This is a genomic window from Bacillus sp. RB3 (assembly GCF_030164735.1).
In the GTDB taxonomy this organism is placed as follows: Bacteria; Bacillota; Bacilli; order Bacillales; family Bacillaceae_G; genus Bacillus_A; species Bacillus_A cereus.
In genome coordinates, this window is the sequence record NZ_JASNGE010000004.1 from 183,460 (window position 1) to 196,782 (window position 13,323).

The following is a 13,323-nucleotide window of genomic DNA, read 5'->3' on the forward strand; positions in this document are numbered from 1 at the left end:
TTTTTATTTTTAATTAGAACGCTCTTCAAGCCAATTTCCAATCGTCGGATATGTTTGTTTTACAGCTGTTCCACCGTAAACGATAGACATATGCCCTGTTGGTAAACATACATATTGTTTATCTGTGCTAGAAATATGGTCTAGTAATGCTTCTACTTGACATGGCAAAGCGATATGATCACGTTTCCCGGAAATATTTAAGACATTCGCCTTAATATTTGCAAGGTCTACCTTTTGTCCGCGAATAACGAGTTCACCCTTAACCAACTTATTATTTTGATAAAAATCACGAATCCACTGTCTGTATGATTCACCTGGGAACGGAATACCATCACCAACCCACTTTTGAACCAATCTCCAGCTTTCGACGAAGCGCTCATTCTCTGAACGATCTACTAAAGCAACATATGGACCAACAAAGTTCGTAATTGGCTTTAACATTTTGTTTCCGAAATCAATCATTTCTGGCGGAATATTTCCAAATGTATCAACCGCTTTATCTAAATTGAAGTATTTCTCATCTAATAAAGGGCCATACAATCCTGTTTCAGAGAAATCAAAAGGACTTGTCATGAAAATTAAATTACGAATTGGCATGTGCGGATGAAGTGCTGCATAAATAGAAGTTAGCGTTCCACCCATGCAATAACCAAGTAAAGAAATCTCGTCCGATTTTGCAGTTCGCATTACTTTTTTTACTGCTTTTGCAATATAATCAAACACAAAATCATCAAATTTCAAATGACTATCTTCTAAACCAAATGTGCCCCAATCAAGCATATACACATCAAAACCACGATCCACTAGATATTCCACTAAACTATTTCCAGGAGTTAAATCCATAATATATGGTTTATTAATAAGAGCATATATTAATAGAATTGGAACTCTCTGTGTTTTTTCTTGTTTTGGAATGTAGCGATAAAGCTTCGTCTTATTCTTCGTCCAAATAACCTCTTTCGGCGTTAAACCGACTTGCGGCTCTGGTTCACGTAATAAAATTTCACTCGCCCTTTTCACTCGGCGGTATGCTTTTCGGTACTCTTCTGGGTATAGCTCTAATTGCTTTTCCCATTCTGTTGCGAATGTAGTCATTTTTCTATCTCCTTTTTGGTCGATTTCCTTCTAAAAAAAGAAGTGCATTCCTGCTATGGATATGCACTTTTTTCTTACTTCATTACATATATAATCCGCCGTTAATGTTTAATTGTTGACCTGTGATATACGCACCGTCACGGCATAGGTATACTACACCTTTTGCAATTTCATCAGCTTGACCAAAACGTTTTTTCGGGATTTTTGCAACAATTTTTTGACGTACTTCTTCTGGTACTTCTGCTACCATTTCAGTATCAATAAATCCTGGGCAAATAGCGTTTACAGTGACATTTGTTTTTGCAAGTTCTAACGCTAATGATTTTGTAAATCCTAACATACCCGCTTTTGCTGCTGAGTAGTTTGTTTGGCCAAATCCACCTGCTTGACCAATAATAGAAGAAATGCTAATAATTCTTCCTTCTTCCGCTTCTGTTATGTATGGAAGAACAGCGCTTGTCGTATTAAATACGCTACTTAAATTCACGTCAATTACGCGCTCCCAATCTTCACGATTTAACTTTTTGAATGTACGATCTCTTGTAATACCAGCATTATTAACAAGAATATCAACTTTACCAAAATGATTCACAGCTTCTTCTACAAGTCGGTTTGCATCTTCTACCTTAGAAACATCCGCTTGCACTGCATAAACATCATGTCCGTCTTTTCCTAATTCATTCACTAAATTTTCAGCTGCTTCTTTACTGCTATTATAGTTAATAACTACTTTTGCTCCCTCTTGTGCTAATGCTACTGTAATTGCTTTTCCAATTCCTTTTGCTCCACCTGTTACGATTGCTACTTTTCCATTTAATTGAACCATTTCTTTTCCCCCTTAAATGAATTTGTGAACGATTGTTATGAATCATTTTGGTACTCATACTATAGAGTCCATATATAATTATGTTTCGCTGTTTATACGTGAAAAGAGATTCTCCCTCTCTCTTTTATCTGTTATAAACAAGCGCTTTTATCATTTTTTATTTTCTGGCTTATTCGCAGGCTTTACCTCTTCTTTTACAGGTACTTGTAGTTTAGCTAGTACTGCATTTTGCTTTTCTAGCAATTCTAAAATTTGATCTACTTTTGTTTCAAGCGTACGAATATCTTGTTTCACTTTCGTCACATCACGCTTTAATGTAGGAGCTTGTCCTAAAGAATCGACTTTCTCCTCTAGAAACTCCTCAATGTTATCTACTTTATTTTCTAAGTTAATAACTAGCGTAGCTACTCTTGCGATATCCTCTTTCGTCGGCACATTTACTTGTTCTAAATAGTTTTTTGTCGTATCATTTAATGCTTTTTGATAAAACAAATTCAAATCTAGAACGCTGCCCATCCAAGCAGAATATTCTTCTGTTTTAATTGTTTCATTGAGCGCTTTTCCCCAAAATGTTTCGGTTTGTTCATAAGCATTTTTCCATGCTTGTAGTGGATCGAATTTTTGATCAATCACTTTACCTACACTCCCTTTTTCGTTTTTGAAACAATTCAACCTATTCACTATTTTCTGATATTCTGAATAAAACTTCAAGTCTATATTTTATTTTTTTCTATTTTCTAACAAATGTGTTGACTTTAAAAACAGATAGGTGTAAATTGCACTTATAAGCAAAAAATTCCATCTAACTGATTCATGAGGTGATGCACAATCATGCTACAAAATGAACCAGAACAACGCGAAAGTTTGGAGAGCAACCAAGCGAAGCAACCAAACTCCATGCCAAAAAACTTCTTAGTTCCCTTCTTACTTCTCTGTCTAAAAGACTGGAGTCTTCATGGTTACAAACTTATTCAAATGCTAATGGATATCGGCTTTTCTTCTGTTGACCAAGGTAATGTTTATAGAACACTACGCAAATTAGAAAAAGAAAACCTTATTTCTTCTACTTGGGATACAAGCGATGGAGGGCCGGCAAAAAGAATTTATTCTTTAACTGAATATGGAGAGCAATATTTAACAACATGTGCGACTTCTTTTGAACATTATCAAAATATGTTGCGAACGTTTTTCACGTTATACACCAATGCATTCTTTCCATTTTCTACTTCTCCAGAAAAGGATGAAAAGGATTCTTCATCTTCACCTGGTGGTACAGCAGAGTAATCTGCGTTCACAATATGCAAAAAAACATTTGGGGGTCAAACAATGGAAACTAAACCATACGAATTAGTCGATGCATTTTGGAAAAACTGGTCTCAATCACTTTCCCTTTTCTCTTCAGCTGGGAAACAATTAGAGCAGCTTACTTTAGAAACATTAAAACAACAACAAGACGCTTTGCATAAATTAACATCAGGAGTAGATGAACTAGAAAAAGAACTACAACAACTCACTGCTCAGTTCAACAACCAATATACAGATTACGTGAAACAATTAACTGGAAACTCCTTAAATGATCAAATTAACGAGTGGCAGGACAAATGGAAGGAACTTTCTGCTCATATGCATCAACTTACTGTTTCTCCTACAAAAACATCTTTGTCAATTCTTACACAAACAAGCGGTCAATTTGAAGAAACAACAAAACAATTTATTGAGCAACAACAATTACAACGTGAAGAGGCTCAAAAACAGTTAGAGGGTTTTTTGGAAGAGTTCAAGTCAAAACAGTTGGAACTCGCAAAAAAGTTCGAGGAAAACTCAAAAAATCTATTTACTTCCATCAAGTAAGAAAAATGTGGGAGCTAACCGCAGCACAAACAAAACTCTTTCTTCCTCCTACTACATCAAGATGGCTAACATTTTTCGATATGGAAAAGAAGGAGGACAAAATGAATCCATTTCAAGAAGCACAAACTGTTCCGGAGCTTCGCTATGATGAGATTCAAGTCGGTGATCAAGCATCCCTTACAAAAACAATTACAGATGAAGATATTATCAATTTTGCAAAATTGACTGGAGATGTGAATCCTATTCACATTTTAGATTCTTTTGCGAAAACGACAATGTTTAAAGAACGTATTGCCCATGGTATGCTCGTTTCGAGTTTTATTTCTACCATCCTTGGAACGAAACTCCCAGGCAAAAATACGATTTATTTATCCCAAAATGTTTCATTCCGTGCCCCTGTCAAAATCGGTGATACACTTCGCGTTGTGGCAGAGGTTATTAAGAAGCGTGACGATAAAAAAATCATTACGTTGCAAACAAATATATATAATCAATCGGATGATATTGTCGTGGAAGGTACAGCGACAATACTAAAAAAAGAGTAGCAAATTTGCTACTCTTTTTTCTATCCAATAACTTCTAATCACACCGATTACTTCCGCGTATGAGCACGCCGGTTCCACATAAAATAACAGTACCAATTCAGATAAGTACTTATCTGGACTGGATTACTCATAAGGATGTGTATCATCATGGCAAAAACAAACAAATTACTAGTTCCAGGTGCTGAACAAGCACTTGATCAATTTAAATATGAAATTGCACAAGAATTCGGCGTAAGCTTAGGGTCTAATACAGCATCTCGTTCTAACGGATCAGTTGGCGGTGAAGTAACAAAACGTCTTGTTTCTTTAGCTCAACAACAATTACGTGGATAATAATATAACATATGGCTTAGAGGCAGATATTCTCTGCCTCTTTCTATTTTTCACATACATAATCGGACTTTTTCACATACTAGTAAGAGCAAACAGAAAGGAACGATATATAACATGAAACGGATTAACATTCGTATGAGTCCTCCCCGCGTTCTTACTTTGTCTTTTATCATGTTATCAATTATAGGTACATGCTTATTAAAGCTTCCAATTGCTACAACAACGTCTATTTCATGGCTCGATGCTTTATTTACAACAGTTTCTGCTTGTACGGTTACAGGGCTTGGTGTTGTGGACACTGGAAAAGTATTTACTTTGTTTGGACAATGTATCATTTTAACGCTTATACAAGTTGGCGGGCTTGGTATTATGAGCTTTGCTGTCTTAATTGCGATTATGCTCGGAAGAAAAATCGGTCTTCAAAATCGGATTTTACTGCAACAAGCATTAAATCAAACGAATATAGGCGGCGTCATCCGTCTTGCCAAAGCATTATTTTTATTCTCTTTTACAGTCGAATGTATCGCTACTTTAATTCTTTCTTTTGAGTGGGTACCAAAATACGGGGTTACCAAAGGGATCTATTATAGTTTTTTCCATTCAATCTCAGCCTTTAACAATGCTGGTTTTTCTGTGTGGAGCGATAATTTAATGTCCCATTCTCATAGCATTATTGTCAATTTCGTCATTTCCTCTCTCATCATTTTAGGTGGAATTGGTTTTACAGTGATCGTAGACATAAAAAGAAAGAAAAACTTTAAAAACCTTACACTACATTCAAAACTTATGCTCTCTTCTACTCTAATCATCAACATTATTGCTACCCTTTTTATTTTTATATTCGAGTTCCATAACTCCCTTTCTATGAGAGGGTTTACCCCATTTGAAGAAGGAATGGCCTCTTATTTCCAAGCAATTTCAACGCGAACTGCCGGTTTTAATACAGTTGATATTTCTACATTGTCAAAACCTTCCCTACTATTAATGATGCTACTTATGTTTATTGGTGCTGGTAGTGCTTCAACGGGTGGGGGGATTAAGTTAACAACATTTTTAATCATATTTTTTGGCGTATTTAAATTTTTACAACAACAAGAAGATATTGTCGTATTTAAAAAATCCATTAAAGATACTCTCATTGTCAAATCATTAACCATTACTATTATTTCTATTTCATTTATCTTTTTTGCTATTTTAATTTTGAGTATTACTGAACGAGTTCCTCTATTGATGAGTGCTTTCGAAGTATTTTCAGCATTTGGGACTGTTGGCCTCAGTATGAACTTAACACCCCACTTAACTATAATTGGAAAAGCGATTATTATTTTTATGATGTTTTTTGGGAAAATGGGTCCTTTAACATTGGCATTTTCATTTGCTCGTAAAAAGAACCGAAAAATAAAATATCCGAATGAAGATATTTTAACAGGTTGACAACCGTATAAATTATCCATATAATGAGAATACAATAACATATCTCCAAAGGGGAGTAGCGTCCAAGAATATATCTTGGAAACAAAGTCGTCATTACGTAGAACTTAGTTCTTCCGGCTTTGTTGGCATTTTTATTACATATGTCTAGCAAGACCTTTGCCTATTAACGGCAGAGGTCTTTTTTGCATTCATTTCCAGATTCTCCCAAAGTTAATAGGCAGGAGTATGGGGAAACTAAATAGTGGGGAAATTCTTCACTTATTTAGAAGTTATAGAGATGAGAGGAGAATGTACATGGATGTATCATTATTATTGGAGTATGGTTGGGTATTACTCATCCTAATTGCACTTGAAGGGATTTTAGCGGCTGATAACGCTCTTGTTCTTGCAATTATGGTAAAACATTTACCAGAAGAAAAACGAAAGAAAGCACTATTTTACGGATTAGCGGGGGCATTCGTTTTCCGATTTGGATCGTTATTTATGATTTCGTTCTTAGTCGATGTATGGCAAGTGCAAGCAATCGGTGCCATCTACCTTATGTTTATCGCTGGTAATCACTTATTTAAAACATATGTTAAAAAGAATACAGATGAAGAAACAGAAGAAAAAGAAGCAAAGAAAAAACAAGAGAACTTTTGGTGGACTGTATTTAAAGTTGAGGTTGCTGATATCGCCTTCGCAGTTGATTCAATTTTAGCTGCTGTTGCACTAGCAATGACTTTACCAAAAACAGGACTAGGTACAATTGGTAGTCTTGATACTGGGCAATTCGTTGTTATCTTTGTAGGTGGACTTATCGGATTAATCATTATGCGATTTGCAGCAACTGCTTTCGTACAAATCTTAAAACGTAAACCAGGGCTTGAAACTGCAGCATTCTTAATTGTAGGTTGGGTTGGTGTGAAGCTAGCAGTTTATACATTAGCACATCCTGCATTAAATGTAATTCCACATTCATTCCCAGAATCCACTCCGTGGAAGCTTACATTCTGGATTGTATTAGTCGGAATCGCAGTTGGTGGTTGGTTCTTCTCAAAAGAAGTAGAAGTAAAAGTGGAAAAGAATTTAGACGAAAAAGCGCTGTAATTACAGCGCTTTTTCTTTTTCCTTTCTTCCTCGCAATGTCCAGAAAAAATTCCATTATACTACCTTTTGTAAACGTTTTCTTAATGTATGTATGTCCTTTTTGTGAAACATTGCACAAACTTGTTGAAAGTAAGAACAATTCCATGTACTTTATTCATATAAGGAGTATTTATAGAAGATTTACTAAAGGAGCGTATTACTCATGCTAGAACAAGGACTAGATTATGTTGTCAAACTGGCTAAAAGCAAAAAGAAAATACTAGATACAAACCCAATGCAATATTTCATTCGTGCTGCACTTGCTGGTATTTATATCGGTTTTATTATTGTACTATGTTTTAAATTAGGTAACTTTTTTCACATTGCAGATTCACCAGCAACTTATTTAGCCGCTTCTATGTTTTTCGGGATTGCTCTCGTACTTATTATATATGGCGGTGCTGAATTGTTTACTGGGAACACAATGTACTTTACTGTCGCAACTTTAAGAAAAGAAACAACGATTTCTGATACACTTCGTAACTGGGTTGCTTGTTATGCAGGTAACTTAGCCGGCGCATTATTCTTTGCCTTACTATTTTACGCAACTGGAATTTTTGAAGCAATTGATCACGGTCACTTAATGAGTAAAGTCGTTGAAGGAAAGATGAATACACCTACGATGCAGTTATTCTTTAAAGCCATTTTATGTAACTGGCTCGTATGTCTTGCTTGCTTCTTACCTTCTCAGGTTAAAGGTGACACAGCAAAAATAATGGTCATGATGCTACTTGTTTTCACATTCTTCTTATCTGGTTACGAACATAGTATTGCAAACTTATCACTCTTTGCTTTATCTTTAGTTTCACCGCATCCTGAGACAATTTCTTTTTCAGGTGCTATTCATAACTTAATTCCTGTTACAATTGGTAACATTATTGGCGGATCAGTATTTGTCGGTATGGTATACCACTACTTAACAAAGAAAACGCCTGAAGTTCAACAGGAAGAAACTGAAATCGCAACAGCTCAACAAGAAGAGATTATTCCTTTACAAGCCCATATGAAACATTAAAAACTCCAAAGTTTTACTTTGGAGTTTTTAGCTTCCCACGTATTTAATAACAAGGTGAGGAGTAATTTCTCCTTCTTCCTTTCCCTTATCCATTCTCTGTTTCATCTTGTGCATACCGATGACATCATTCGTATGAAAGTGAATTTCATTTACATATAACCCCTCTGTACAAAAAGCTTCTACAAAATCTAGTCCATTTTTCGCTCCCCATCCCATATTAAAATCAAGAGAAAGAATATTCACATCATAATCCCGAACCATTTGCAAAGCACATTCTACTGTAGTTGCGGGCACATACCCGAACGGGCAACTTCTTTGATCATCCATATATACGTTCATTTTCGATTCCCTCTCTAATTTGAATATGCGGCCAATACATAACATATTGCCCCGAGACTAATAAAAGGACCAAATGGAATTGGCTTTCGTACTTCTATACGTTTTAATCCGATACCAATCCCGAAAAAACAAAGACTAAAACAAGATGCTAAAAATAAAACGATAAAAACTCCTTTCACTCCTACTATAAATCCAAGTAACGAAAGTAGTTTTATATCTCCTCCGCCAAGCCCTTCTGGATATATCTTTTGCATGCAATATAACAAAATAAATATAACACCACTACCAGCTATACTATCTGTCCAAGTAACTAATTGTACAAAAACACTTTCGAGAATGAGTAAAAAGGCAAACGAAATTAAAATACAATCAGGAATTAACATATATAAGTAATCTGTAACTGAAATAATAAGAAGTAGCGAAAAAAGGGATAAAATAATAATAAGCTCTCGTTCTATTCCAATCATATACACTGTAAGAAGAAATATACCTCCTGTTATACATTCAAATGCTACATACATAATTGGAATTTTCCTCTTACAATTCGTACAACAGCCTCTTTGTATATAAAATGAAATGATGGGGATTAGTTCTTTTGTCCTTAGCACATATTTGCAATAATCACAATGTGAACGCGGGGTAATAATAGAAGCACCTAATGGAACCCTCATCGCAACTAGCATAAAAAAAGAACCAAACACCATCCCTGCTAACAGTGCATATAAATAAGTGAACATCCCTTCCTCTCCTTTCCCAAAAAACATAGCAAAAAAAGGAGAGAACTTCTACTTCATATTATCCTTTATTCTACTAAAAAGCAGGCCATTTCCAGGCCTGCTTTCCCCTCTTTTATACGATGAAATAAACTGCTTTTAATGGTCCATGTACTCCGACAACAAGATTCATCTCGATGTCAGCCGAGTTACTTGGCCCTGTAATAAAGTTAATACAAGATGCCGCTGTCTCCCCATTTTCTACGCGTGAGTTCATATCCTGAACTGCTTGTGTAATACGAGGCACAAGTGTTTCACGTGGAATAATAGCAAAATATACAGTCGGTAAAAAGTGTAAAGAACGCCCTTGACCTTTATGACTTTGTACAACAATTGTACCAGATTCAGCTAATGTATAATCACTAAATGCAATACCAATATTCGCTTTTTCAGCTAAACGCATATTTTCGTCTTTTCTCACTGGATCCCATACATTTACTTCAACATCTCGTTTTGGAAGTTCTTCTTTAAATAAAGATGTTAAACCATATGCATCAAAACGCGCATCTGCTGATAATAAAATAGGTCCCCCGCCGTTTTCCATGATTACTTTTTGAAGGTCTTCACCTAAACGGTCGTTTGTCGTTTCTACTACAGTTGTATGAATGTTTGTACATTGCTCTTTAAACACTTCTAGTAATTCTTCTTGTGAATAATCTTTTAACGTTTCTATATTCACATTACTTTTCCATACTGGACGCTCTACACCTTCTGTTTTACGCGCGCGCCCAAGTTCTTTTGCAATGTTATCTAGAAAGGCATCACGGTTTTGAATTAATCCTGTCATTATTTATCCCCGCCTTTCTTATGATCTTTATACCAATCACGGAATCGTTCTTTACTTGGAGCTGGAAATTCACGAATATCCGTCCAGTTTTTAAGTGGTCCAACACCTTTTGATACACGATTACCAGATGTAAATGGACTCATTGCCGCTGGTGCCATTTTTGAACCCATTTTATATAAAGCAGCTGAAGAAGCACCCATACTAAACATTTTCATAGCCAGTTTTTCTGCAAGTGGTGCACGACCTTCTTGCTCAACGATGACTTGACGATGTTTTAATAATAAATCATGCAATGGAATTTTTACTGGACAAGCTTCTGTACATGCTCCGCATAAACTAGATGCATAAGGAAGCTCTTTGTAATCATCATATCCACCTAGAAGCGGTGTTAATACCGCACCGATTGGTCCTGAGTAAATCGATCCATATGAATGTCCACCAACGTGACGATATACAGGACATACATTAACACAAGCAGCGCAACGAATACATTGTAATACTGAACGGAATTCAGATCCAAGAATTTGAGAGCGACCATTATCAACAACAACTAAATGAAATTCTTCAGGTCCATCAACTTCCTCTTCTTGAATTGGCCCCGCTACTGTTACATAACTTGTTAATTTTTGACCTACTGCACTACGACATAGTAAACCAACTAAAACATCTAATTCTTCCATTGTCGGAACCATACGTTCCATACCCATTACCGTTATTTGTGTTTTAGGAATTGACATAACAAGATCTGCATTACCTTCATTCGTTACTAAACAAAGAGAGCCAGTATTTGCAACAGCAAAGTTACAACCAGTTACACCAATTTCTGCATCCATAAATTTCTCACGAAGTTGTTTACGAACAAACTTTGTCATTTCATACGGGTCATCAGAATTTTCATAGCCTAGCTTTTCTTTAAATACGTCGCGAATTTGCGTTCTATTTTTATGAAGTGCAGGTGCAATAATATGTGAAGGTGGATCGTTATCTACTTGCAAGATATACTCTCCTAAGTCACTCTCTAACACTTCACAGCCAATCTCTTCAAGCGCATGGTTCATACTAATTTCTTCTGTTACCATCGACTTTGATTTTACTACCTTTTTTGCCTGCTTCTTTTTTGCAACGTCTTGAATATACTTTGCTGCTTCCTCTTTCGTTTTCGCAAAGTACACGTGTCCGCCTCTTTTTGATACATTTTCACTTAACTGCATTAAGTAATAATCAAGATTTTCTAACGTATGTTGACGAATTTGTTCACCTAGTTCACGCCACTCTTCCCAGTTTCCTAGTTCATCTGCGGCTTTTAAGCGATTCGTATATAAACGCGTTTGTGCAGAAGATACTGCTCCGCGCATAAACGAATCTTGAATTCCATCACCAACGCGATCATTAAATTTTTTCTCACTGATTTTCATAGACATAGCTTATGTTCCCCCTTCATGAGCGACTATTCAGTACCTCAGCAATATGCATTACTTTTACTTCTTTTCCTAAACGCTCAATACGTCCGCCAATGTTTAACAAACACCCACAATCTGCACCAATTAAATAATCTGCACCTGTTTCCATTACACTATCTACTTTTTCGTCTACCATTTGCTCAGAAATTGGAGTCATCTTAACTGAAAACGTTCCCCCAAACCCGCAACAATTTTGCACGTTTGGCAAATCTCTCACAGTTAATCCTTTTACATTTGATAATAAAATTCCTGGTGCTTCTTTTATTCCAAGCATACGTGTCATATGACATGATTTATGAATAGTAGCGACCCCTGGTAAACTTGCACCAACATCAGTAACCTTTAAAACATCCACAATAAACTGTGTAAATTCATAAGTTTTATCAGCAACTTTTTGTGCACGTTTAGCCCACTTTGGATCATCTTTGAAAACATGTGGATACTCATGAAACATTGTCGCACAAGAACCAGATGGCGTAACAATATATTCTGCATCTTCGAAAGTTTCAATCATATGTTTCATTGCTTCTTTTGCTGCTTCTACATGGCCGCTATTATAAGCAGGCTGACCACAACAAACTTGCGCTTCTGGAAATTCAATTTCACAACCTAAACGCTCCAACACTTCAACCGTTGCTTTGCCGACATTTGTTTCAAACATATCGACTAAACAAGTAACAAATAAAGTAACTTTCATAACTATTACTCCCCCTTTTTACAACTTCACCAACAAACATATGGTCATCAGATGACTTAGCAGAGAAGAAATAGGCTCAACCATGGCCTATCCTCTCCCTCTTCTAAAGAAAACGCTTACTTAATCTTTCTCTATTTTATCAGAAAATTAAATTTTTAAAAGATTAAATTACGAATTTATATCGTTTTTACCTGTGACAATATTTTCTACATTTGTTAAGTGATCTAGCATTGCTTGCTGCGCTAATTCTACATCTTGTTTTAACACCGCATCATATATAACTTGATGCTCTTCTATAAGTCGTTCTGATGTCGTTTGTTCACCATATAAAATAATGCGTCTTGATTCACCAATCGTTTCAGCAATCATCTCTGAAACATGATTCATGAGTTCAAGCAAAATGCTATTATGCGAAGACTCTGCAATTCCCATATGAAATTGAAAATCGGCTTTTTCGCCAGCCTTTTCATCTCCAATGCTCTTTGCCATTTCATCTAACCAATGTTTCATATTTTGTAAATTATCTTCCGTACGTTTTGCCGCCGCTACTCGAACTGCCCCCACTTCAAGCACCTTTCGTACTTCTAATAAATTCAAAATATCTTCTTTCTTCATTAATAATCTATTGTTTAATGATTTCGTTAATGAAGAAGAATCGAAGTTCTTCACATATGTACCTTCTCCTTGTTTCATCTCAATTAAGCCCATCGCTCTTAGCGCACTTAGCGCTTCACGAACAGCAGATCTGCCAACTTGAAACTGCTCAGCTAATTGATGCACAGGAAGTAGTTTGTCACCAGGTTTTAACGTACCATTTTTAATCATTGTTAAAATAGCTTCAGATACTTCTTCGTAAATTTTTTTCGGTTTAATAGATTTGTACTCCAGTTAAATCACCTCAGTATCTTCCAAACAACAATTGAAACGATTTATAAGAACTTTGCATCATAACTATTTTAGACCGAATTGATAAGAAGTACAAATGTTTTGTTCATAAAATAGTCAAATTTTCGATATTTATTACATATTAATTTATATTT

At 35.7% G+C, this 13,323-nt stretch carries 16 protein-coding genes and 1 riboswitch; of the genes, 7 read left to right on the forward strand and 9 right to left on the reverse strand.

What is annotated here, in order from left to right; translation table 11 throughout:
* Window positions 1–9: 9 nt before the first annotated feature.
* The 3 genes from phaC to phaR all read right to left on the reverse strand — a co-directional run bounded on the left by phaC (window position 10) and on the right by phaR (window position 2,554).
* Complete coding sequence (gene phaC, locus QO049_RS08480) at window positions 10–1,095, reverse strand: class III poly(R)-hydroxyalkanoic acid synthase subunit PhaC (RefSeq protein ID WP_000206336.1); 1,086 nt, start codon at window positions 1,093–1,095, stop codon at window positions 10–12.
* 82 nt (window positions 1,096–1,177) lie between these two features.
* Window positions 1,178–1,921: an acetoacetyl-CoA reductase gene (locus QO049_RS08485; protein ID WP_000250407.1), complete on the reverse strand. Its 744-nt coding sequence runs from the start codon at window positions 1,919–1,921 to the stop codon at window positions 1,178–1,180.
* Window positions 1,922–2,071: 150 nt separating this feature from the next.
* On the reverse strand, window positions 2,072–2,554 hold the full coding sequence (gene phaR / locus QO049_RS08490) for a polyhydroxyalkanoic acid synthase subunit PhaR (protein WP_000566942.1): 483 nt from the start codon (window positions 2,552–2,554) through the stop codon (window positions 2,072–2,074).
* Between the two features lie 198 nt (window positions 2,555–2,752).
* Here phaR and phaQ point away from each other — a divergent pair, with 198 nt between their 5' ends.
* From phaQ to QO049_RS08525, 7 genes are all read left to right on the forward strand, one after another.
* On the forward strand, window positions 2,753–3,205 hold the full coding sequence (gene phaQ, locus QO049_RS08495; protein WP_000939955.1) for a poly-beta-hydroxybutyrate-responsive repressor: 453 nt from the start codon (window positions 2,753–2,755) through the stop codon (window positions 3,203–3,205).
* 42 nt (window positions 3,206–3,247) lie between these two features.
* Window positions 3,248–3,772: a polyhydroxyalkanoic acid inclusion protein PhaP gene (phaP, locus tag QO049_RS08500; protein WP_000448594.1), complete on the forward strand. Its 525-nt coding sequence runs from the start codon at window positions 3,248–3,250 to the stop codon at window positions 3,770–3,772.
* 101 nt (window positions 3,773–3,873) lie between these two features.
* Window positions 3,874–4,317 (forward strand): MaoC family dehydratase, encoded by a 444-nt coding sequence (locus QO049_RS08505; protein WP_193411527.1) that lies wholly within the window; start codon window positions 3,874–3,876, stop codon window positions 4,315–4,317.
* A 147-nt stretch (window positions 4,318–4,464) separates the two neighbouring features.
* Window positions 4,465–4,650 (forward strand): alpha/beta-type small acid-soluble spore protein, encoded by a 186-nt coding sequence (locus tag QO049_RS08510; protein WP_001140707.1) that lies wholly within the window; start codon window positions 4,465–4,467, stop codon window positions 4,648–4,650.
* Window positions 4,651–4,764: 114 nt separating this feature from the next.
* Window positions 4,765–6,084 carry a TrkH family potassium uptake protein gene (locus QO049_RS08515; RefSeq protein ID WP_000822330.1) on the forward strand — a complete coding sequence of 440 codons (1,320 nt, stop codon included), beginning with the start codon at window positions 4,765–4,767 and terminating at the stop codon, window positions 6,082–6,084.
* A gap of 38 nt (window positions 6,085–6,122) precedes the next feature.
* Window positions 6,123–6,296: riboswitch (yybP-ykoY riboswitch) on the forward strand.
* A gap of 82 nt (window positions 6,297–6,378) precedes the next feature.
* Window positions 6,379–7,173 carry a TerC family protein gene (locus tag QO049_RS08520; RefSeq protein WP_000383326.1) on the forward strand — a complete coding sequence of 265 codons (795 nt, stop codon included), beginning with the start codon at window positions 6,379–6,381 and terminating at the stop codon, window positions 7,171–7,173.
* 202 nt (window positions 7,174–7,375) lie between these two features.
* A complete protein-coding gene (locus QO049_RS08525; protein WP_000893027.1) occupies window positions 7,376–8,227 on the forward strand; it encodes a formate/nitrite transporter family protein in 852 nt (283 codons plus the stop codon).
* 27 nt (window positions 8,228–8,254) lie between these two features.
* Here the strand turns inward: QO049_RS08525 and QO049_RS08530 are convergent, their stop codons facing one another.
* The 6 genes from QO049_RS08530 to QO049_RS08555 form a co-directional block, all read right to left on the reverse strand.
* Window positions 8,255–8,566, reverse strand: coding sequence for a cyclic-phosphate processing receiver domain-containing protein (locus QO049_RS08530; protein ID WP_001103760.1), 312 nt, complete (start codon window positions 8,564–8,566; stop codon window positions 8,255–8,257).
* Between the two features lie 14 nt (window positions 8,567–8,580).
* On the reverse strand, window positions 8,581–9,303 hold the full coding sequence (locus QO049_RS08535) for a prepilin peptidase (protein ID WP_000495716.1): 723 nt from the start codon (window positions 9,301–9,303) through the stop codon (window positions 8,581–8,583).
* A 112-nt stretch (window positions 9,304–9,415) separates the two neighbouring features.
* Window positions 9,416–10,126 carry a LutC/YkgG family protein gene (locus QO049_RS08540; protein WP_284489253.1) on the reverse strand — a complete coding sequence of 237 codons (711 nt, stop codon included), beginning with the start codon at window positions 10,124–10,126 and terminating at the stop codon, window positions 9,416–9,418.
* Window positions 10,126–11,547 (reverse strand): LutB/LldF family L-lactate oxidation iron-sulfur protein, encoded by a 1,422-nt coding sequence (locus tag QO049_RS08545; RefSeq protein WP_098876433.1) that lies wholly within the window; start codon window positions 11,545–11,547, stop codon window positions 10,126–10,128. Before QO049_RS08545 ends, QO049_RS08540 begins: the two co-directional genes overlap by 1 nt.
* Window positions 11,548–11,563: 16 nt before the next feature.
* A complete protein-coding gene (locus QO049_RS08550; RefSeq protein WP_000869150.1) occupies window positions 11,564–12,283 on the reverse strand; it encodes a (Fe-S)-binding protein in 720 nt (239 codons plus the stop codon).
* A gap of 168 nt (window positions 12,284–12,451) precedes the next feature.
* A complete protein-coding gene (locus QO049_RS08555) occupies window positions 12,452–13,141 on the reverse strand; it encodes a FadR/GntR family transcriptional regulator (protein WP_254905699.1) in 690 nt (229 codons plus the stop codon).
* Window positions 13,142–13,323: the final 182 nt, after the last annotated feature.

What these genes read in the sequence shown, in the direction of transcription:
- phaC (WP_000206336.1), bottom strand. Translation starts at nt 1,095, where the DNA reads ATGACTACATTCGCAACAGAATGGGAAAAGCAATTAGAGCTATACCCA.
- QO049_RS08485 (WP_000250407.1), bottom strand. Translation starts at nt 1,921, where the DNA reads ATGGTTCAATTAAATGGAAAAGTAGCAATCGTAACAGGTGGAGCAAAA.
- phaQ (WP_000939955.1), top strand. Translation starts at nt 2,753, where the DNA reads ATGCTACAAAATGAACCAGAACAACGCGAAAGTTTGGAGAGCAACCAA.
- phaP (WP_000448594.1), top strand. Translation starts at nt 3,248, where the DNA reads ATGGAAACTAAACCATACGAATTAGTCGATGCATTTTGGAAAAACTGG.
- QO049_RS08505 (WP_193411527.1), top strand. Translation starts at nt 3,874, where the DNA reads ATGAATCCATTTCAAGAAGCACAAACTGTTCCGGAGCTTCGCTATGAT.
- QO049_RS08510 (WP_001140707.1), top strand. Translation starts at nt 4,465, where the DNA reads ATGGCAAAAACAAACAAATTACTAGTTCCAGGTGCTGAACAAGCACTT.
- QO049_RS08515 (WP_000822330.1), top strand. Translation starts at nt 4,765, where the DNA reads ATGAAACGGATTAACATTCGTATGAGTCCTCCCCGCGTTCTTACTTTG.
- QO049_RS08520 (WP_000383326.1), top strand. Translation starts at nt 6,379, where the DNA reads ATGGATGTATCATTATTATTGGAGTATGGTTGGGTATTACTCATCCTA.
- QO049_RS08525 (WP_000893027.1), top strand. Translation starts at nt 7,376, where the DNA reads ATGCTAGAACAAGGACTAGATTATGTTGTCAAACTGGCTAAAAGCAAA.
- QO049_RS08530 (WP_001103760.1), bottom strand. Translation starts at nt 8,566, where the DNA reads ATGAACGTATATATGGATGATCAAAGAAGTTGCCCGTTCGGGTATGTG.
- QO049_RS08535 (WP_000495716.1), bottom strand. Translation starts at nt 9,303, where the DNA reads ATGTTCACTTATTTATATGCACTGTTAGCAGGGATGGTGTTTGGTTCT.
- QO049_RS08540 (WP_284489253.1), bottom strand. Translation starts at nt 10,126, where the DNA reads ATGACAGGATTAATTCAAAACCGTGATGCCTTTCTAGATAACATTGCA.
- QO049_RS08545 (WP_098876433.1), bottom strand. Translation starts at nt 11,547, where the DNA reads ATGTCTATGAAAATCAGTGAGAAAAAATTTAATGATCGCGTTGGTGAT.
- QO049_RS08550 (WP_000869150.1), bottom strand. Translation starts at nt 12,283, where the DNA reads ATGAAAGTTACTTTATTTGTTACTTGTTTAGTCGATATGTTTGAAACA.